This window comes from Ruegeria sp. CF8 (assembly GCF_056537285.1).
This window is the reverse complement of record NZ_JBQFRG010000010.1, coordinates 93,446-113,205: the sequence shown is the minus strand read 5'-3', so window position 1 is coordinate 113,205 and position 19,760 is coordinate 93,446. Positions and strand designations below refer to the sequence as shown.

Annotated in this window: 18 protein-coding genes; 7 read left to right on the top strand and 11 right to left on the bottom strand. The window is 57.7% G+C overall.

Annotated features, from left to right (window positions below; translation table 11 throughout):
• Positions 1 to 232 precede the first annotated feature (232 nt).
• From rpsT to mutM, 3 genes are all read right to left on the bottom strand, one after another.
• On the bottom strand, positions 233 to 496 hold the full coding sequence (gene rpsT / locus ACR0EV_RS19810) for a 30S ribosomal protein S20 (RefSeq protein ID WP_039541017.1): 264 nt from the start codon (positions 494 to 496) through the stop codon (positions 233 to 235).
• Between the two features lie 228 nt (positions 497 to 724).
• Positions 725 to 1,501 carry an enoyl-CoA hydratase gene (locus ACR0EV_RS19805; protein ID WP_480801745.1) on the bottom strand — a complete coding sequence of 259 codons (777 nt, stop codon included), beginning with the start codon at positions 1,499 to 1,501 and terminating at the stop codon, positions 725 to 727.
• 66 nt (positions 1,502 to 1,567) lie between these two features.
• Positions 1,568 to 2,419: a bifunctional DNA-formamidopyrimidine glycosylase/DNA-(apurinic or apyrimidinic site) lyase gene (gene mutM / locus ACR0EV_RS19800; protein WP_480801682.1), complete on the bottom strand. Its 852-nt coding sequence runs from the start codon at positions 2,417 to 2,419 to the stop codon at positions 1,568 to 1,570.
• Positions 2,420 to 2,505: 86 nt separating this feature from the next.
• Between mutM and ubiE the strand changes: the two genes are divergently transcribed.
• A complete protein-coding gene (gene ubiE / locus ACR0EV_RS19795; protein ID WP_480801681.1) occupies positions 2,506 to 3,258 on the top strand; it encodes a bifunctional demethylmenaquinone methyltransferase/2-methoxy-6-polyprenyl-1,4-benzoquinol methylase UbiE in 753 nt (250 codons plus the stop codon).
• Positions 3,258 to 4,787 (top strand): 2-polyprenylphenol 6-hydroxylase, encoded by a 1,530-nt coding sequence (ubiB, locus tag ACR0EV_RS19790; protein ID WP_480801680.1) that lies wholly within the window; start codon positions 3,258 to 3,260, stop codon positions 4,785 to 4,787. The genes ubiE and ubiB overlap by 1 nt, the downstream gene beginning before the upstream one ends.
• A gap of 95 nt (positions 4,788 to 4,882) precedes the next feature.
• On the opposite strand, the gene ACR0EV_RS19785 is transcribed toward ubiB, so the two are convergent.
• Positions 4,883 to 6,058: an acetyl-CoA C-acyltransferase family protein gene (locus ACR0EV_RS19785; RefSeq protein WP_480801679.1), complete on the bottom strand. Its 1,176-nt coding sequence runs from the start codon at positions 6,056 to 6,058 to the stop codon at positions 4,883 to 4,885.
• A gap of 113 nt (positions 6,059 to 6,171) precedes the next feature.
• Here ACR0EV_RS19785 and ACR0EV_RS19780 point away from each other — a divergent pair, with 113 nt between their 5' ends.
• The 5 genes from ACR0EV_RS19780 (at position 6,172) to ACR0EV_RS19760 (ending at position 10,846) form a co-directional block, all read left to right on the top strand.
• The gene (locus tag ACR0EV_RS19780; RefSeq protein ID WP_480801678.1) at positions 6,172 to 6,735 is read left to right on the top strand and encodes a helix-turn-helix domain-containing protein; all 564 of its coding nucleotides are present in this window, start codon (positions 6,172 to 6,174) and stop codon (positions 6,733 to 6,735) included.
• Positions 6,736 to 6,845: 110 nt separating this feature from the next.
• Positions 6,846 to 8,030: a glycine C-acetyltransferase gene (locus tag ACR0EV_RS19775; RefSeq protein WP_480801677.1), complete on the top strand. Its 1,185-nt coding sequence runs from the start codon at positions 6,846 to 6,848 to the stop codon at positions 8,028 to 8,030.
• A 14-nt stretch (positions 8,031 to 8,044) separates the two neighbouring features.
• On the top strand, positions 8,045 to 9,073 hold the full coding sequence (gene tdh, locus ACR0EV_RS19770) for an L-threonine 3-dehydrogenase (protein ID WP_480801744.1): 1,029 nt from the start codon (positions 8,045 to 8,047) through the stop codon (positions 9,071 to 9,073).
• A 63-nt stretch (positions 9,074 to 9,136) separates the two neighbouring features.
• Positions 9,137 to 10,015 carry a tryptophan 2,3-dioxygenase gene (locus tag ACR0EV_RS19765; RefSeq protein ID WP_480801676.1) on the top strand — a complete coding sequence of 293 codons (879 nt, stop codon included), beginning with the start codon at positions 9,137 to 9,139 and terminating at the stop codon, positions 10,013 to 10,015.
• Between the two features lie 3 nt (positions 10,016 to 10,018).
• Positions 10,019 to 10,846, top strand: coding sequence for an alpha/beta hydrolase (locus ACR0EV_RS19760; protein ID WP_480801675.1), 828 nt, complete (start codon positions 10,019 to 10,021; stop codon positions 10,844 to 10,846).
• A gap of 236 nt (positions 10,847 to 11,082) precedes the next feature.
• On the opposite strand, the gene ACR0EV_RS19755 is transcribed toward ACR0EV_RS19760, so the two are convergent.
• From ACR0EV_RS19755 to pip, 7 genes are all read right to left on the bottom strand, one after another.
• Complete coding sequence (locus ACR0EV_RS19755; protein ID WP_480801674.1) at positions 11,083 to 12,021, bottom strand: HlyD family secretion protein; 939 nt, start codon at positions 12,019 to 12,021, stop codon at positions 11,083 to 11,085.
• Between the two features lie 407 nt (positions 12,022 to 12,428).
• On the bottom strand, positions 12,429 to 14,903 hold the full coding sequence (gene infB / locus ACR0EV_RS19750; protein WP_480801673.1) for a translation initiation factor IF-2: 2,475 nt from the start codon (positions 14,901 to 14,903) through the stop codon (positions 12,429 to 12,431).
• A gap of 8 nt (positions 14,904 to 14,911) precedes the next feature.
• Positions 14,912 to 15,535 carry an RNA-binding protein gene (locus ACR0EV_RS19745; protein ID WP_480801672.1) on the bottom strand — a complete coding sequence of 208 codons (624 nt, stop codon included), beginning with the start codon at positions 15,533 to 15,535 and terminating at the stop codon, positions 14,912 to 14,914.
• 22 nt (positions 15,536 to 15,557) lie between these two features.
• On the bottom strand, positions 15,558 to 17,177 hold the full coding sequence (gene nusA / locus ACR0EV_RS19740; protein ID WP_480801671.1) for a transcription termination factor NusA: 1,620 nt from the start codon (positions 17,175 to 17,177) through the stop codon (positions 15,558 to 15,560).
• The gene (rimP, locus tag ACR0EV_RS19735; RefSeq protein ID WP_152459779.1) at positions 17,177 to 17,767 is read right to left on the bottom strand and encodes a ribosome maturation factor RimP; all 591 of its coding nucleotides are present in this window, start codon (positions 17,765 to 17,767) and stop codon (positions 17,177 to 17,179) included. The genes nusA and rimP overlap by 1 nt, the downstream gene beginning before the upstream one ends.
• Before the next feature lie 159 nt (positions 17,768 to 17,926).
• A complete protein-coding gene (locus ACR0EV_RS19730) occupies positions 17,927 to 18,748 on the bottom strand; it encodes an ABC transporter substrate-binding protein (protein WP_480801670.1) in 822 nt (273 codons plus the stop codon).
• Positions 18,745 to 19,722, bottom strand: coding sequence for a prolyl aminopeptidase (pip, locus tag ACR0EV_RS19725; RefSeq protein WP_480801669.1), 978 nt, complete (start codon positions 19,720 to 19,722; stop codon positions 18,745 to 18,747). Before pip ends, ACR0EV_RS19730 begins: the two co-directional genes overlap by 4 nt.
• Positions 19,723 to 19,760 lie beyond the last annotated feature (38 nt).

The following is a 19,760-nucleotide window of genomic DNA, read 5'->3' as shown; positions in this document are numbered from 1 at the left end:
GACCGAAGAAACAGCCTGTCCCCCCAAGCGAGTGAATCGCTGATAACAGTGGTAACAACTCCAAGCGGGGCGCGGCAACGAAACTCTGATATTGACTCGGTTCTTTGGCCGAAAGAATCTCTCAGTTTTGTGAAGGCGCGGTTTTCCGGCAACACGAAAAAAGGCGCCGCTTCACGCGACGCCTTAAATATAGATCAGCGTTGCTGACATGACCATTGGTCAATCTGAGGTATTAGCCCAGTGCTTTGACGCGGGCCGACAGACGCGACATTTTGCGGGCGGCTGTGTTCTTGTGGAAAACACCTTTGGTGACGCCGCGCATCAGCTCGGGCTGAGCGGCACGCAGAGCGGCAGTTGCCGCGTCCTTGTCACCAGAAGCAATCGCTTCTTCGACTTTACGCAGATAGGTGCGGATGCGCGAACGACGCGCTTTGTTTACTGCGAAACGCTTTTCGTTCTGACGTGCGCGTTTCTTTGCCTGGGGCGAATTTGCCATGTGTCTCTGACCTTCGTTCGGTACGGTTATCTTGGTTTGCGCGCCACGGACGTATCCGCACCGGATCAGAAATCACGAGTGTGAGTCGGGCCAAGCGGGCCGCACGCGCATGTATGGCGGCGGTATGTATCCAAGTTTTTTAGGTTTGCCAAGCCGATTCTCAGACCCTCTACAATGAAAACAAGAAGGCGGGCACATGGCCCGCCTTCGAACATGATCTGGAAGGTTTTACTTGTCGCGAAATTGCGGCGCCCGCTTTTCGAGGAATGCGGCCATGCCCTCTTTCTGGTCTTCGGTTGCAAACATCGAGTGGAAAACACGACGTTCAAACAAAAGCCCTTCGCTCAGCGGCAATTCATAGCTACGGTTCACAGCCTCCTTGACGGCCCCAGCTGTCAGCAAAGATTTTTCCGCGATCTTCTGAGCTGCACCCACAGCTTCTTCGATCAGTTTTTTGGCTGGAACGACACGGCTGACAAGACCCGCACGCTCTGCCTCTTCGGCGTCCATGAAACGACCGGTCAGGTTCATATCCATCGCCTTGGACTTGCCAACAAAGCGCGTCAGGCGCTGCGTTCCGCCAATACCAGCGACAACACCTAAATTGATCTCAGGCTGCCCAAACTTGGCTGTATCCGCAGCAATAATAAAGTCACACATCATGGCCACTTCGCAGCCACCGCCCAGAGCATACCCAGCCACGGCCGCTATGATCGGTTTGCGGATGGCCGAGACACGATCATTTGCCGAAGCAAACAAATCTGCGCTCAAGACATCGACAAAGCTCATCTCGGACATTTCCTTGATGTCCGCGCCTGCGGCAAACGCTTTGTCGGATCCGGTGAGCACGATGCACCGAACCTTGTCATTGCGATCGGCTTCTTCCAGCGCGTCGCAAAGCTCTCCCACCAATTGGGAGTTCAATGCGTTCATTGCATCCGGTCTGTCGAGTTTGATGAGGGCGACGTGGTCTTCGATTTCGACGATGATCGTCTCAAAAGCCATGAGTTGAAAGCTTCCGGTTGTTCCGTTCAAGTACGATTCCTTATCACGCGAATTCTCTGGATCAAGTTATCTTTGGCATTGCGCACAGTAGAAGGATGAGCGTCCCGATTGGGTGATTCTCTTAATTGGAGCGTTACAGCCCTCAGTCCGGCAAGGCTCACCTTCACGCCCATAGACATCAAAGCTGTGCTGAAAATATCCAAGTTCTCCATCGGCTTGCCGGAAATCTCGCAAGGAAGAACCGCCCGCTTCAATGGCGTCCTGCAACACTTTCCGGATGATCGGAACCAATGCGGCAACACGTGATGCAGAAATCTGCCCGGCTTTGCGACGTGGCGACACCTTGCCGCGATAAAGCGCCTCGCAGACATAGATATTGCCCAATCCGGCAACGATTCCCTGATCCAGCAGCGCGGATTTGACCGGAGAGTTCTTACCTTTGAAGGCCTCGATCAGATGGTGTTCGTGGAAGTCATTGCTCAAGGGCTCTGGCCCCAGAACCGACAGCAGCTTGTGGTCATCGGCCGTGGCCGTCGGCAACAGATCCATCGCCCCGAACCGTCGCGGATCATTGAATGTGATGCGCGCGCCGTTAGCCATGTGAAACACAACATGGTCGTGTTTCTGAGCCGCTGGGTGCTCATGCACAAACTGCCCAAGTGGATCACCCGAAACCGTCATGCGACCTGACATACCCAGGTGAATCAGCAAAGTCTCTCCGCTGCTGAGATCGGCCAGGATGTATTTCGACCTCCTTCGCAACCGCTCCACCCTCTGGCCACTAAGTCGCTCGGCCATGCGCCCGGGAAAGGGCCAACGCAGATCCGGGCGGTTCACATCCGCTCGTTCAATCACCGCCCCTTCCATGGTGGGACTCAGGCCGCGTCTAACTGTCTCGACCTCGGGCAATTCCGGCATTACACGGCTCCTAATCCAAAGGGCCGCATTGTGCCCGCCTCTCTTGGCCCTATAACAGAGGCGAAATTCGACAAACGGCAAGGCAAATGTCCGACAACAGCGACAAGACCACTCATTTCGGGTTCGAAACCGTACGCGAGGCCGACAAGGCCGGTCGTGTACAGGGCGTGTTCAACTCGGTCGCCTCGAAATATGACGTGATGAACGACGTCATGTCGATGGGCATCCACCGGGTCTGGAAAGATGCGATGATGGACTGGCTGGCGCCACGTCCCGGCCAACGTCTTCTGGATGTGGCGGGCGGTACGGGCGACATCTCGTTCCGCTTCCTCAAGCGCGCTGGCCATGGACACGCCACCGTTCTGGACCTGACCGAACCTATGCTGGTCGAAGGCCGCCAACGCGCCGAAGCCGACCAGATGTCAGACAGCCTGAACTGGGTGGTCGGCGACGCCATGGCCCTGCCGTTCGAAGACAATACGTTCGATGTCTATACGATCTCTTTCGGCATCCGAAATGTGACCCGTCCACAAGAGGCACTAAACGAAGCGTACCGCGTGCTGAAACCCGGAGGCCGTCTGATGGTGCTGGAATTCAGCCAGTTGCCCAATGACGGTCTGCAAAAGCTTTATGACCTCTACAGCTTCAACGTAATTCCCCGCATGGGCAAGCTGATCGCCAATGATTATGACAGCTATCAGTATCTGGTGGAATCAATCCGCAAGTTCCCTGATCAAGAGACATTTCTGAGCATGGTTCGTACCGCCGGGTTCGAAAATGCCAAATATCGAAACCTAAGCATGGGCATCGCCGCTCTGCATTCCGGCTGGAAGATCTGATGCGCGGCCCTCACAACATCATCCGCCTGATCCGCACAGGCGCCACTTTGGAGCGCACGGGTGCCATGAACGTGGTGCTGGACGCTTTTGAGGCCCCCCGGTCGCTGCGGATTGTTGCCCATGTGCTGGGCAAACCGTTTCAATGGCTGGGCTACAAGGGCGATCCCGATATGCCGCCCGCTACACGTGCTCTGACGGCGCTGGGTCCGGCCTACATTAAATTTGGTCAGGTGCTGTCCACCCGCCCCGATGTTGTCGGCAACGAACTGGCCGAGCAGTTGCGCGTTCTTCAGGACAAACTGCCCCCCTTCTCTAAAGCCGAGGCCATGGCCGAGGTGGAAAAAGAGCTGGGACAACCCGTCGCCGAGTTATTCAGCGATTTCAGCGAACCCATCGCTGCAGCCTCCATCGCGCAGGTCCACAAAGCCAAACTGGTCAGCACGGGCGAAGACGTCGCCGTCAAAGTGCTGCGCCCCGGCATCGAGCGCGCCTTCCGCAAAGACGTAGACGCGTTCTACTTCGCGGCCCGTATCGTGCAGCTTTGCGCACCTGGGGCCCGGCGACTGCGCCCGATGGAAGTGATCGAACATTTCGACGGGGTTGTCCGCGGTGAACTAGATCTGCGGCTGGAAAGCTCTGCCGCATCGGAATACGCAGCCAACACCAAGGACGACGCCGGGTTCTGGTTACCACCGGTGGTCTGGTCCCTGTCCGCGCGTCGCGTTATGACCCTCAGCTGGGCCGACGGTATCCCGCTGGGCGATAACGCAGCCCTCGACGCGGCGGGTCACAATCGTCGCGATCTGGCCGAACGTGTGCTGCGCCTGTTCCTGCTGCACGCCCTTCGCGACGGCTATTTCCATGCCGACATGCACCAGGGTAACCTGAAGGTCGCCGCAAACGGTGACATCATTGCCTATGACTACGGCATCATGGGCCATATCGACGAGTACACCCGCCGGGTCTATGCCGAGATCCTCTTTGGCTTCATCCGCCGCGACTACAAGCGCGTGGCCGAGGTGCATTTCGAAGCAGGTTACGTGCCCGCAAACCAAGATGTGGACGAATTCGCCCGTGCCCTGCGCGCAGTCGGCGAACCCATCTTCGGCATGGACGCTTCACATATCTCGATGGGCCGCCTGCTGAATTATCTGTTCGAGGTGACAGAACGCTTCGGTATGGAAACAAGAACCGAACTGATCCTGCTACAACGCACCATGGTGGTGGTTGAAGGCGTGGCGCGCTCACTCGACGATCACATGAACATCTGGGAGGTTGCCCGCCCCGTGGTCGAAGACTACATCAAACGCTCGATTGGTCCGCGTGCTGCACTTAGAGATTTTGGAAAAACCGCGATGGTGCTAGCCCGTTTCGGCCCGCGCCTGCCAGCGCTGGTCGAAAACGCACTGATCGCGCAAACCCAAAAAGACGACCAAAAGAGCAATGGCTTTAGTGCGTATGCCCTACCTGCCGCGATTGGTGCCGGGTTCGGCATAGCCGCAACGCTGATAGCCATAGCACTCAGCTAAGGCAAACCTGCCCGCTTCATCTGGCTAAAAATACCTTCGGGGGGAATTGCGCATGGCGCAATGGGGGGCAGACAGCCCCCCTGCTCCGTTCTGGCTCAGAGCCGCTCGATGGCAAGGGCAATCCCCTGACCACCGCCAATGCACATGGTGATCAAAGCTTTTGACCCACCCGTACGCTCCAACTCGTACAGCGCCTTGAGGGTAATGATCGCGCCGGTCGCGCCAACCGGATGGCCCAGCGCAATGGCACCCCCGTTGGGGTTTACCTTGGCCGCATCCAGACCAAGTTCCTGATTGACAGCCAAAGCCTGTGCGGCAAAAGCTTCGTTGCTTTCGATCACATCGAAATCACCTGCCGACAAACCGGTCTTTTTGAACAGGTTTTGCACCGCCGGGACCGGGCCTATTCCCATAACTTCGGGCCGCACACCGGCATGGGCATACCCGATTACGCGTGCTTTCGGTTTCAAGCCCGCTTTTTCCGCCGCGTCCGCCGTTGCCAGAACCATCGCCGCCGCGCCGTCATTGATACCAGAGGCATTCCCCGCCGTGACTCGTCCGTCCTTTTTGAACACGGGCCTCAACCCGGCCAGCGCCTCTGCCGTAGTCGCTTTGGGGTGTTCATCGACCTTGAAGTCGACCATGTCGCGCTTGATCTTGACCTGCACCGGCGCGATTTGGCTTTCGAAAAACCCGCCTTCAATCGCCGCTGCCGCGCGGGTCTGGCTGGTCATGGCGAACTCGTCCATCTGCTCACGGCTGATCTGATGTTCGTCCGCCACGTTTTCGGCGGTGACACCCATATGCCCTGTACCAAACGGGCAATTCAGGGCGCCCAGCATCATATCGAGCGAGGTAACATCGCCCATCTTCGCGCCCCAACGCGCCTGAGGCACGATGTAAGGGCTGCGCGACATGCTCTCGGCACCTCCTGCCACAGCAAACTCTGCATCGCCCAGCATTAGGGACTGCACGGCGGATACAATGGCCTGAGCCCCCGAGCCGCACAGACGGTTCACATTCATCGCTGGCGTACCGTTGGGGATACCCGCCTGTATCGCAGCCACGCGCGACAAATACATGTCTCGTGGTTCGGTGTTGATGACATGACCAAAGACAACGCTGCCGATTTGCGCGCCTTCAACACCTGAACGTTCAAGGGCCGCTTCGGTGGCAACAGTGGCCAGATCGATCGGAGCGGTCGAGGCCAAAGCGCCACCAAATGTGCCGATGGCGGTACGCGCACCATCCAGAATCACTACGTCAGTCATATTTTCTCCTCCAAAACCCGCGCGCATTATGCACTTGCAGCATGATCTTCAAATTAGACTCACTGTCACGCCCGGAATTGACATTACGTTGCGCAACACGCATGGATTCCGTCATGACGGAAAACACAGACGATATCCTGAACCTCCTGCCGGCACGCCTGAAAGAGGCACGCCGGGCAAAAGGACTGTCGCTTGAGGCGGTTGCAAACCTCAGCGGTGTATCCCGGTCGATGGTCAGCCAAATCGAGCGCGGCGAAAGCAGCCCGACGATCTCGACCCTGTGGAATTTGACCCGAGCCTTGCAGGTGGATTTTGCAGGTCTGTTGGAAGGTGCAAAAGCCAGTGACCAGATCGAGGTTCTGCGAAGCTCTGAGGTCCCAAGCATCGACAATATGGGGCAGAATTGCCGTATTCGCATCCTGTCCCCGCCCGAAGAAGCCGGAGGTCACGAGGTTTATGATATTGAGTTCGACAAAGATGGGGCTTTGAACAGCCAGCCCCATGCCCGCGGTGCGCGTGAACAGTTGACAGTTCTGGAAGGTTCGGTCCGGGTCACATCGGGCAGCGCCATCTCAGATCTCAGCCAAGGTGACACCGCTCGCTATGCCGCGGACATTGTGCATTCCATTTCCGCCAATGGGCCCGCACGGGTTTTTTTGATCGTAAAGAACGCGTGATACCGGCAATATTCCGCCTTCACGGATTTTTTTCCTTCATATTGTAATTCCCCTATTTGGGAAATTCATCCGCTATGTTAGATGTGCGACTCAGTTGAACGGAGGTCGCCATGGCAGATGCATTCTTGTCCCACATCACGGACACACTCGCGCAGATCGAATCCGAAGGTTTGTACAAACGCGAACGAATGATTACCTCGCCTCAGGGCGGTGAGATTTCGGTGGGTGGCAAGCAGGTAATCAACCTGTGTGCCAATAACTACCTGGGTCTGGCCGATCATCCGGCGCTGATCGACGCCGCAACGAACGCTATGGGCCCAAAAGGCTTTGGCATGGCCTCGGTCCGGTTCATCTGCGGCACGCAAGACATTCATCGCGAACTGGAGCAGAAGCTGGCCGCATTCCTGAACAAGGACGATGCGATCCTGTTTGCTGCCTGTTTTGATGCCAATGGGGGGCTGTTTGAGCCTTTGTTAGGGCCTGAAGACGCGATTATCTCAGACAGTTTGAATCACGCCTCGATCATCGATGGGGTGCGGCTGTGCAAGGCCAAGCGCTATCGCTATTTGAACAACGACATGAACGACCTCGAAGCCTGGCTGAAACAGGCACGCGAGGACGGGGCACGGCATATCATGATCGCAACGGATGGCGTGTTCTCGATGGATGGTTATCTGGCCAACCTGCCGAAGATTCGCGAGCTGGCGGACAAGTACGACGCCATTGTCATGGTTGATGATTGCCATGCCACTGGCTTCATGGGGCCGAACGGTGCGGGCACGCCGGATCATTTTGGTGTCGACGTGGACATTCTGACGGGAACCTTGGGCAAGGCACTTGGGGGGGCAATCGGCGGTTACATCGCCGGGCCGCAGCCAGTGATCGACCTGCTGCGGCAGCGGGCGCGGCCCTATCTGTTCTCAAATTCGCTGCCGCCCTCCATCGTCGCTGCTGGTCTGGAAGCCATTCGTTTGGTCGAAGAAGGCGACATGCTGCGCGCCCAGTTGTTTGGCAACGCCAAATACTGGCGTGCGGGGCTGGAAAAGCTGGGCTTTGATCTGCTGCCCGGCGAACACCCGATTATCCCCGTCATGCTGGGCGAAGCAACACTGGCGCAGGACATGGCGTCAAAGCTGTTTGATGAGGGCGTCTATGTCTCGGGCTTCTTTTTCCCTGTCGTTCCGCGCGGACAAGCGCGGATCAGAACTCAGATGAATGCGGCTCTGACCAAGGATGAATTGGATCGCGCGCTGACCGCCTTTGGCAAAGTCGGCAAAGAACTGGGAGTGATCTGATGCGCCCCAACACCATGAAGGCACTTGAGAAATCCAAGCCCGAGGAAGGGCTGTGGATGGTGCAGGCCCCGGTTCCTGAAATTGGCCCGGAAGAGGTGCTGATCAAAATCAACAAGACTGGCATCTGCGGTACCGATATCCACATCTGGAATTGGGATGAATGGGCCTCTGCCACGGTGCCGGTTCCGATGATCACCGGTCACGAATTCGCCGGAGAGATCGTCGAGATCGGGCGCAACGTGACCGGGCTTGAGATCGGTCAGCGGTGTTCCGGAGAGGGGCATCTGATCACCACCGATAGCCGCCAGAGCCGCGCGGGCAAGTTCCACCTCGACCCCGGCACTCGGGGCATTGGCGTGAACGAACAGGGTGCATTCGCACAGTATCTCAAGCTACCTGCTTTCAATGTGGTGCCCTTGCCGGATGACGTTCCGGATGAAATCGGAGCGATCCTCGACCCGCTCGGCAACGCGGTACACACCGCGCTGAGTTTCGATCTGCTGGGTGAGGATGTTCTGATCACCGGCGCGGGCCCGATCGGCATCATGGCCGCCGCCGTTGCGCGCCACGCCGGCGCACGTCATGTCGTGATCACAGACATCAACCCAGACCGTCTGAAACTTGCCGAGCATGTGGTGCCGACTCTGCGCACGGTTGATGTGTCCAAAGAAGACCTACAGGACGTCATCACAGACCTTGGCATGAAGGAAGGCTTTGACGTGGGCCTGGAAATGTCTGGTTCTCAAGCTGCACTGGACCAGATGGTCGAAGCACTGGTTATGGGCGGCAAGATCGCCTTGCTTGGCATTCCACCGGGCAAATCCCCGGTCGATTGGTCTCGCATCGTCTTCAAGGCGATCACTATCAAAGGTGTTTATGGACGTGAAATGTTCGAGACATGGTACAAGATGATCGCCATGTTGCAGAACGGTCTGGATGTCAGCCGCGTGATCACACACCAAATGAAAGTCGATGATTTCGCCGAGGGTTTTGCCGCGATGAAATCCGGTCGATCGGGCAAAGTGGTTCTGGACTGGACCTGAGACTCTGGCCCTGCGCCGCGTCACCCCCTAAACAGGGTGAAACAGAAGCGTCTGGAGGGGCACATGGGCGACAAGGACAAATTTTTGGAGCGCGGGATCGAGGAGTCCCTCGTCACCGATTTCACGCAGGCCCATCGCAAGAGCTATGGCGATTTTCTGCAACTCAAGACCCTGCTGAACCTGCAAAAGACCTTTCAGGACCCTGCACAACCCGATGAGATGCTGTTCATCATCATCCATCAGGTCAGCGAGCTGTGGTTGAAACTGATGCACCACCAACTGGTTGAGGTGCGTCATTACCTGCAACAAGACGAGTTTGGCCCGGCGATGAAGAACCTCGACAGGGTCAAGGCGATCCAGCGCCAGTTGATTGCGGCTTGGGAAACGCTGCTGACCATGACGCCTGCCGACTACATGACCTTTCGGCAAGCACTGGGCAGTTCCTCTGGGTTTCAAAGCTATGGCTACCGTCAGATCGAATTCATTCTTGGGAACAAGGATGCCGCAACACTGAAAGTACATCAGCATGATCCGGAAGTGATGGGGATGCTGAATGATGCGCTGACCAAACCGTCCCTTTATGACGAAGTTCTGTTCATGCTGGCCCGCAAAGGGTTCGATGTTCCCCCAGATCTGTTGGAGCGCGACTTTGCGCACCCCTATTCCGGTGACCCGCGCGTGGTGAAGATTTGGGTGCAGGTGTTTCAGGACACCGGCGCGTATTGGGATCTCTACGCACTGGCCGAAAAGCTGATGGATGTGGAATCCCTGTTCCAGCGATGGCGCTTTGATCATGTCACGGCGGTCGAGCGGGTGATCGGCAATCAACCCGGCACCGGTGGTTCCAGTGGTGTGTCGTTTTTGCGTAAAGCCTTGGATTTGCGTTTTTTCCATGATCTCTACGATGTACGCACCGAATTGATGTATGCGGATCAGGAGTAAGCAATGCTGTATCGGGGCTTCACGCAGGCCGAGTTGGATCAGGAGTATTCCCCCTCTTCGATGATCGGCGGAGACCTCACACCCTATCTGGACAGCTACGCCGCGCTCAGCGCTCAGCACCGCGCGCAGATGGAGGTGATCGGGAACATCTCTTACGGTGAGGGAACCGCTCAGGTTCTGGATTTCTTTCCCGCTAAAGGGGCCGGTGCGCCGCTGCATGTCTTTATTCACGGGGGCTATTGGCAAGCCCTCAGCCAGCGCGATTCGGCGATGATGGCTCCTGCACTGATCGAGGCTGAACAGTCGTTTGCGACCCTGAACTACACTCTCGCACCGGATGCGCGGATCGGAGAGATGGTCGAAGAATGCCGCGACGCATTGCTCTGGCTGGCAACCAATGCGCCTGATCTGGGTTTTGACCCGTCGCGGATCACGTTGTCCGGGCACAGCGCCGGAGCGCAATTGGCGAGTATGGTCATGGCCAGTTCAGCCAACGACCTTGCCCGCGCGGGTTTGCGCGTGCGCGACGTGATCCTGATCAGCGGCATCTATGATCTGGAGCCGATCAGCCTGACGCCGATCAATGACCCGCTGCAACTGACCCCGGTTGAGATCAACGACCTGTCACCCACCCGCCACCTTCCGCCCCCCGGCCCGCGCTATCACGTGACGGTGGCGGAAAGGGACACGCCCGAGTTCATCCGCCAGAGCCGGGATTATGCCGAGTTACTGCGCAAGGCCGGGCATTCGGTCGGTTTCGAGTTGAAGCAGGGGATGCAGCATTTCGACATCATCATGCATCCGGGGACGTTTTTATCGGACACGCGGTAGTTAAAGGTATTCGAAATCAAACTGCTTTGACCCGTTCGCCGAGATCCAAGTTAACAGTTTTTATCCGAGGTTTTTGCCGGAGCTATGGATGACTGCTTCCTAACCCAAAGCGGACTGGTTTTTCATGGCTCTAGGTTAAACCTTTGTGTCCACCAAAGCTGAACCGATCTCGACCCGATAACGCCTAGAAAAAATCAGTTAACAGCTTTCCGTACAAAATTGGCTGCGGACGAGGCTCAGAGATAAGCAACCAGCCCCCGAATTCTAAGGAGGATCTTCGCAAGTATCTCAAATGGTCCGGCATCAGGACTGTAGACTGTCGCTGACCCAACCATACCAAGCTGTGCCGCATGCGCCGGTAGATCATCCGGCCAATCCAGAATAACTAGGACTTCAGAGCTTGATCCTATGGAAGCGGCAGAAAGCAGATCTGAACTCACCGGTATTTGTCCACCTGAAGTACCCGGAGAGATCAGTGAAACGCTGGAATTCAGGATCTTTCCTGGTGCCGCGTCCAAAACAAGTTCCGCCGGCATGCCTGCTGTCAACACACCTGATCCGTTTTGTTTGAACACGCCAACCAAGCGTAAAGAATCTGTTGCGATAAAGGGCATGACCGACGCTGTGGATCGAACCTGATTGCCCGGCGACAGATTTACGGCTGTAACTATACCGGCCTGCGGTGCAAATACTGTAGTGTCTTCCAAGTCAATCAGCGCAGAACGCAATTGTGCCTTCGCGGCATCCAACGCTGCGCGGCCTTCATCAAGATCCTGTTGCGAAACCGACAATCCCGGGTTCTTGTCAAACGCGGATTGTTGTCGATCCAATGTCAATGTTGCGATTTCCACCGAGGCTTCAGCCTCGTCAACAGCAGCCTGATAAGGTGCCGGGTCTATTCGGAAGAGCACGTCTCCGGCTGCGACGGATTGATTAGGCGTTACTGGAACTTCAGTAACGACACCGCGCACAGACGGTGCAATTTCCACTACCACACCCATGACGGCAACACGACCCGACGGCGTGGTCGTATTCAATTGCGCTACAACGTAAAGACAAATACCCAAACCAACGAGTGCAGAGATAGTTTTGCTGGTTCGGTTCCATGGCAGCAGTTTCAATTTGAAGAAGATCAGCCAAAGAACCCCGAAATACAGCAGCAGAATAAGTACCATGTAACTCCCTAGCGCATAACAGATTTACACATCTTGATAGAATTATAGGAAAACTCGACCCGCTCGACTACCGAATCTGCATCAATCAAGTTGACTAAGGCTTAGACGATGGCGATTCAGCTTGCCCCAAAACGGCCCATTACAATGCGCAAACACGGGACCAATAGCCATTTTAAAAGAAGGATTCTTGGTCCCTGAATTTCGGACCCAAAATACTGCATGCAACGCACGCAAGTCATTGAGTGTGTCAATCCAGCCTTATTGAGACGAACCAACAAGAGAAGGTTTGCCGTTACTGCTCGCAACGCCAATGTCTGCCTTGCCCAATCAGCAGGCTTTAAAGTTCAGAAATAGCGAAAAAAAGCGGCCCAAGGGGGCCGCTTTTGGTAACTTAGTTCTGAACCGGATCAATCCAGTGTCCGGGTGACCTCTTCGCGCTCGAAGATTTCGATCACGTCGCCCGCGCGGATATCGTCGTAGTTCTCGAACGCCATACCGCATTCCTGACCCGACTGAACTTCGGCCACTTCGTCCTTGAAGCGCTTGAGTGTCTTCAGCGTGCCTTCGTGGATCACCACGTTGTCGCGCAGCAGGCGGACGCCTGCGGAACGGCGGGCAACGCCTTCGGTGACCAGACAGCCGGCCACTTTGCCAACGCCTGTGACCTTGAAGACTTCGCGGATCTCGGCATAGCCGATGAACTTCTCGCGGATTTCGGCGCTCAGCAGCCCGGATGCAGCTGCTTTCACGTCGTCCACAAGGTCATAGATCACCGAGTAATAGCGGATCTCAACGCCCTTCTGGTTCGCGGTGTTCCGAGCCGATGCATTGGCACGAACGTTGAAGCCCATGACCGGCGCGCCCGAGGCTTCGGCCAGGCCGATATCCGTTTCGGTGATCGCACCCACACCCGAGTGCAACACGCGTACGCGCACTTCGTCGTTGCCGATTTTTTCCATCGCCTGAACGATGGCTTCGGCAGACCCTTGCACGTCGGCTTTGACGAGGATCGGCAGCTCGGCGACGTTCTCGTCTTCCTTGGCCTTCTGCATCAGCTGTTCAAGGGTCGTCGCGGCACCTGCGGCGGCGCGTTTGTCCTTGGCGGCTTGTTCGCGATAAGCGGCGATTTCGCGGGCCTGCGCTTCGGTCTCGGTCACGTTCAGAACGTCACCGGCCTCGGGCGTGCCGTTGAGACCCAGAACCTCGACCGGAACCGAGGGGCCAGCTTCTTTGACGCGGTCGCCCTTGTCGTTGATCAGCGCGCGGACCTTACCGTATTGCTCACCCACAACAAAGATGTCGCCCTGACGCAGCGTGCCGTTCTGAACCAGAACGGTGGCCACTGGGCCACGGCCCACATCCAGCTGCGCCTCGATCACGGCACCTTGGGCGGCGCGGTCGGGGTTGGCTTTCAGTTCCAGAATCTCGGCTTGCAGCGCAATGGCTTCCAACAGCTCGTCCAGACCCTGACCGGTGATGGCGGACACTTCGACGTCCTGAACCTCACCCGACATTTTCTCGACGATCACTTCGTGTTGCAGAAGATCGGTGCGAACCTTGTCCGGGTTTGCATCCGGCTTGTCGACCTTGTTGATCGCCACAATCATCGGCACTTCGGCCGCTTTGGCGTGGTTGATCGCTTCGATCGTCTGCGGCATCACCGCGTCATCCGCCGCGACCACCAAAACCACGATATCCGTGACCTGAGCCCCGCGCGAACGCATCGAGGTAAAGGCCGCGTGGCCAGGCGTATCCAGGAAGGTCAGCGTGGTGCCGCCATCGGTTTTCACCTGATAGGCGCCGATATGCTGGGTAATGCCACCGGCTTCGCCAGCCACGACGCGTGCGTCGCGGATTGCGTCCAGCAACGAGGTCTTACCGTGGTCAACGTGACCCATGATGGTGATGACCGGCGGGCGCGGCTTCAGATCTTCATCGCTGTCTTCGACCTCTTTGATGACGTCTTCAACATCCGAATCAGAAACACGCGTGACCTTGTGGCCAAATTCTTCGATGATCAGTTCAGCAGTGTCAGCGTCGATGGTCTGGTTCTGCGTGACCATCATGCCCATCTGCATCAGCGATTTGACAACGTCAGCTACGCGCTCGGCCATACGGTTAGCGAGTTCCGAGACCATAATCGCCTCGGGCAGCTGTACGTCGCGGATCACCTTTTCCCGCTCAACCGTGCCGCCCATGGCTTTCTGGCGCGCACGCTCTTGCTTGCGCTTCATCGCAGCCATCGAGCGTTGGCGGTTGCCTTCGCCACCAGTGGCCTGACCCAGTGTCAGCTTGCCCGAACGGCGGTTATCGTCACGACCTTTGCCGCGACCGCGCTGTTCGCGTTCGCGATCCTGTTTTCGCGGGGTCGCAGCAGGTGCAGGCTTGCTCGCCGGAGCGCGTGCCGCTTTGGGCTCTTCCGGTGCGGGCGCTGCAGCGGCGCGTTTGGCGGCTTCTTCCGCCTCTTTGCGCTTACGCTCTTCTTCTTCCGCCTTTTGACGGGCGCGCTCTTCCGCTTCACGCTGCTCGCGTTCCTTGGCTTCCTGTTCCGCACGGCGGCGGGCACGCTCTTCTTCGCGCGCCTTTTCAGCAGCCTCACGTGCAGCGGCCTCTTCAGCCTCGCGGGCCTTGGCGGCCTGCAATGCCTTCATCCGGCGTGCCATTTCCGCGTCGGAAATACCTGCAGGGCGACGCGACGGATCACCCGAAGGTGCAGCACCGCCACCCGGCTTTGCCGCGCCCGGCTTGGGGACCACCACGCGCTTGCGTTTGGTTTCCACCACGACATTCTTGGTGCGTCCGTGGCTGAAACTCTGTTTCACATTTCCGGGGCGTGCCCCGCCACGAAGACCCAATGTCTTTTTGCCGTCATTATCGCTCATAAAGCTTCTTACCCTTCCGCGCGGCCCCTGCCGCCGTCATCCGTTTCGCGCAAGCCACGCAGGCGCTGCGCTTCCTCTACAACACGTTTGGCGAGTCCGCCAGAGGCCATGGCAGCATGAATCACCGTTTGGCGCCCAAATGCCTGCCCTAATTCGTCCGCAGTCAGCCAACCGATGTATTTTCCGAAGTGCGGCGTGCTGAGTTTGGACTTGCCGCGCCCCGATCCATCAATGGCCTGAAGCAGCACGTGCGCCTCTTCCCGGTCCAGCCACGTCTTGACCTTTTCATATCCGGCAACCGCGTCACCGGACTTGCGCGCCAGACTGAGCAACTCAACCACGCGGCGCGCGATCTGTTTTTCAACTTCGTCGCTCAGATCCTTCGACACAGAAACCTGTGCCTTGAACCCGCGCGCAAACAGTTTCTTGCCAACGGCCTTGTCCAGTGCGGCGCGATCTGCTGCCACATACACCCCACGCCCCGGCAGTTTTGCCGCAACATCGGGATAAACCTGACCGTCCGGTCCCGTCACAAAGCGGATCAGCCCGAATTTGGGCTGAACCTCGCCCGTGGCGATGCACTTGCGTTCGGGTCCGTCAGACCGATCTTTATGTACGCCACCGCGACCCATACGCGCCACCCGAGGCCTGAGATCAGGCCTCGACCTCCTCGTCTGCAGCGTCGCCGTCGACATCCTCTTCCGCCTGCTCCAGCTCGGCTGGATCAACCCAACCCAGCAGGATACGTGCGGTCATGACCATGTCCTGCGCTTCTTCCAGCGTCACACCGAAAGGTTCAAGTACTCCGTCATCCTTGATGCGTTCGCCATCGACCGTGGTCCAGCCACCGGCCAATTCCCAGTCCGCGCAGGTTGCGAAGTCTTCCAAGGTCTTCACATCATCCTTGGCCAGCGCTTCTACCATCTGGGGTGTCAGGCCCTCAAATTCAATAAGGCTGTCCTCGGCGCCCAGCGCACGGGCCGCGTCCAAAGCCGCTTTCGCCTGTGCTTCCAGGAATTCGCGGGCACGGGTCTGCAGTTCCTGTGCAGTGCCCTCGTCAACACCGTCAATGACCAGCAGTTCTTCGATTTCAACATAGGCAACCTCTTCGAGGTTGGTGAAGCCTTCGGAAACCAGCAATTGAGCAAAGAATTCGTCCAGATCGAGGCTGTCCATGAACAGTTTGGTGCGGGCCTCGAATTCCTTCTGACGACGTGCCGATTCTTCGGCCTCGGTCATGATGTCGATGTCCAGACCGGTCAGCTGGCTGGCCAGACGCACGTTCTGACCGCGACGGCCAATGGCAAGGCTCAGCTGTTCTTCGGGGACCACAACTTCGATCTTGCCGGCTTCTTCGTCCAGAACCACCTTGGAAACCTCAGCGGGCTGCAACGCATTCACCAGGAAGGTCGGCTGGTCTTCGTTCCACGGGATGATGTCGATCTTCTCACCCTGCAATTCGTTCACAACCGCCTGTACACGGCTGCCACGCATACCAACGCAAGCACCGACGGGGTCAATCGAACCGTCATACGAAATCACGGCGATCTTCGCGCGCGAGCCGGGGTCACGGGCCACGGCCTTAACCTCGATGATGCCGTCATAGATTTCCGGCACTTCCATTTTGAACAGCTCGGCCATGAATTCCGGCGCGGTACGCGAAAGGAAGATCTGGTGGCCGCGAACCTCACGACGCACTTCCTTGATATAGGCGCGCACGCGGTCATTCGGGCGATAGCTTTCGCGACCGATCTTGTCATTTCGGCGCAGAACAGCCTCGGCACCACCCAGATCGACAATGACATTGCCAAATTCTTCGCGCTTGACCGCGCCGTTGATGATGGTGCCTGCGCGATCCTTGAATTCTTCGTACTGACGATCACGCTCGGCTTCGCGAACCTTCTGCAGAATGACCTGCTTGGCAGACTGAGCAGCGATACGGCCCATTTCAACCGGAGGCACTTCTTCAACAAAGACGTCACCGACCTCGGGCGCTTCCATGTACTGGCGCGCCTGCTCAACAGTCATCTCGGCCTGATAGTTCTCAAGTTCTTCATCCTCGACCACGGTGCGCACGCGGGTAAAGGTCGCCTTGCCGGTCTTGCGGTCGATGGACACGCGAATGTCCATTTCCGCGCCGTAACGGCTCTTGGCGGCACGGGCGAGCGATTCCTCCATCGCTTCGACAACCAGACCGGGGTCGATCATCTTTTCACGGGCCACGGCCTCGGCGGTCTGCAGCAGCTCCAGCTGGTTGGCTGAGGTGATTGCCATCAGTTCGTCTCCTCTTCGGACCCTTCGGTCTCAATCTCGTCGAAAGCGTTTTCGTTCAGGGCACCGGCGTCTTTACGCTGGCGCAGCATTTCCTTGATCAGATCGTCGGTTAGGACCAGCTTGGCGTCGCTCAGCCAGTCGAATTGCAAACCGATGGTGATCGTCTCGTCCCCCTCGGGGATGTTGATCAGAACCTCATCCCCTTCGATCCCGGCCAATTCACCCTTAAAACGGCGGCGGCCGTCGATCAGTTCGGCGGTCTCGATCTTGGCCTCATAGCCTTCAAACGTCTCAAAATCCTTGAGGCGGGTCAGAGGGCGGTCGATGCCGGGGCTGGACACTTCCAGCGTGTAGGCGTCAAGGATCGGATCTTCGACGTCCAGCGTGGCGCTGACCGCATTGGAAATCTCGGCGCAGTCATCCACTTCGATGCCGCCATCAGGCTTGTCAGCCATGATCTGCAGCGTGGTCTGCTTGCCGCTCATCAGGCGAATACGCACGAGTTCATACCCCAGATCTTCGATCACTGGGGTGATGATCTCGGCCAGTCGCCGATCAATAGCAGCTTTGGCTATCAGGTCGTTTGTCATCTGGTTCCCTACCCTTCAAACGGGCACAAAAAAACGGGCGCGCGGCCCGTCGAATTTTCCGGTGGAGCCTTGAACCAGAAGTCCAACGCGCCGCTGTTGAAACTGCATATACGCAGGATGGTCCGAGTCTGCAACCCCCGGCAGGAGCCGCAGCCGAATTTACGCCATCCACCACCGTTCTGCGATACGGCCATCGTCCAGCACCGACGACCCGGCAATCTGGCGTGGCATCCCGACAGCACCTGCTACGGCAAGGGCTAGGTCCGCCTCGGACGGGTGAAACCGAAGACCGCGGACGCCCTGCATTTCCGCCTTATCCGGCAGAGCCGCCACATCTACATAACCATCGCGCAGCGCTTCGGCCCGCACGCTGGCATCCGGGATCACGATGACCTCTATCGCATCGACCCATCCGGCCTGACCGTCCTTGTAATGCCCCGCCACTCGACGTCCCAGGAAATGTCGCCCATCTTCGGCACGTTCGACGCGGTAACAGCCAGTGCCGTTGGCGGCGTGCAATGGCGACACAGTTTGCCCCGCTCGCGTAATGACAAACCGACTGTCCGCCAACATAAATGGCAAACCCGGATTGGCCTGAGCCAACTCCAGGTGCAGGCGATTGGGCGCCAGAGCTTCGGCGTGCCCAACTTCCGCCAAAACGGCCAGCACGTCCGCAATATCCAATGCTGCATCGTCGTGGAACACCGCATCATCGCGCAAATCGAAGGTCCAGATGCGCGCTTCGGCATCGGTCTGCCATCCTGTTGCAAGCTCGCCCCTGAGCGTGCCGTCGGGCGCGATCTCGGTCAGAGTGTCGAAAACAGCCCCGCGCGCAACTTGTTCCAGGCTGTCGTCACGTGGAACGGCCAGTCGCAACGTGCCACCCTTCTTCGGCGTATCTGCCAAAGACGCACCAGTTGCCGCCAACAGCGCGGCAGCAGCACCCGAAGCAAACAAAGCACGGCGGTCAATCCGGGTCATGCCACACCCTCCGCCACGCGATCCATGATGCGCACAAGCTCGGCACTGATGCCGGGTTCAGACAGAGCATGTCCCGCCTGCCGCACCATCTTCAACTCGGCATTTGGCCAGCGTTCAGCCAGATTCCATGCGGCCTGAGGCGGGCAGATCATGTCGTAACGCCCCTGAACGATATGTCCGGGGATATCGGCGATCCGGTCCATCTGATCCAGAATCTGCCCATCCTTTTCCAAAAACGCCTTGTTGATGAAATAGTGATTCTCGAGCCGCGCGAAGGTGCGGGCATATTCGCCCGGGCTTTCGCCCACCGATCCGTTGGTATGGATCGAAGCCAGCGCATTTTCCCAATGCGACCAGGCGCGTGCATATAGAATTTCGGTCGCGCGATCGCCCGAGAACAGGCGTTTGTTATAGGCGGCGATTGTATCGTCCAACTCAACCTCGGGCAGCAGAGACGTGAATTTCTGCCAGTGTTCAGGCCAGAACCGCCCTGCACCACCTCCGTAGAACCAGTCCAACTCGGCCTGTGTGGCCAGAAACACACCACGCAACACCAAGCGGCTGACCCGATCCGGATGCGTCTGCGCATAGATCAACGCCAGCGTCGCCCCCCAGCTTCCGCCAAACACGATCCACTCATCAATTTCGAACAGTTCACGCAGCCGCTCGATATCAGCGACAAGATGCCACGTCGTGTTGTTTTCGACCGATGCAGTGGGTCTGGACCGACCACATCCACGCTGATCAAACAGAATCACCCTGTACGCACGCGGATCAAAATAGCGCCGCATAGCAGGGCTGCAGCCGCCCCCCGGGCCTCCGTGAAGGATAACAACCGGTATCCCATCGGGATTGCCGCATTGTTCCACATAGATACGGTGCCCATCGCCCATATCGACCATGCGCTGATCGAACGGGTCGATCGGCGGGTACAGATATTGAACTGCGCGCTTTTGGTCCGGGTACTTGTCCATTATGGCCCTATATAGTCCTTAAGCGTAAAAGAGCACAC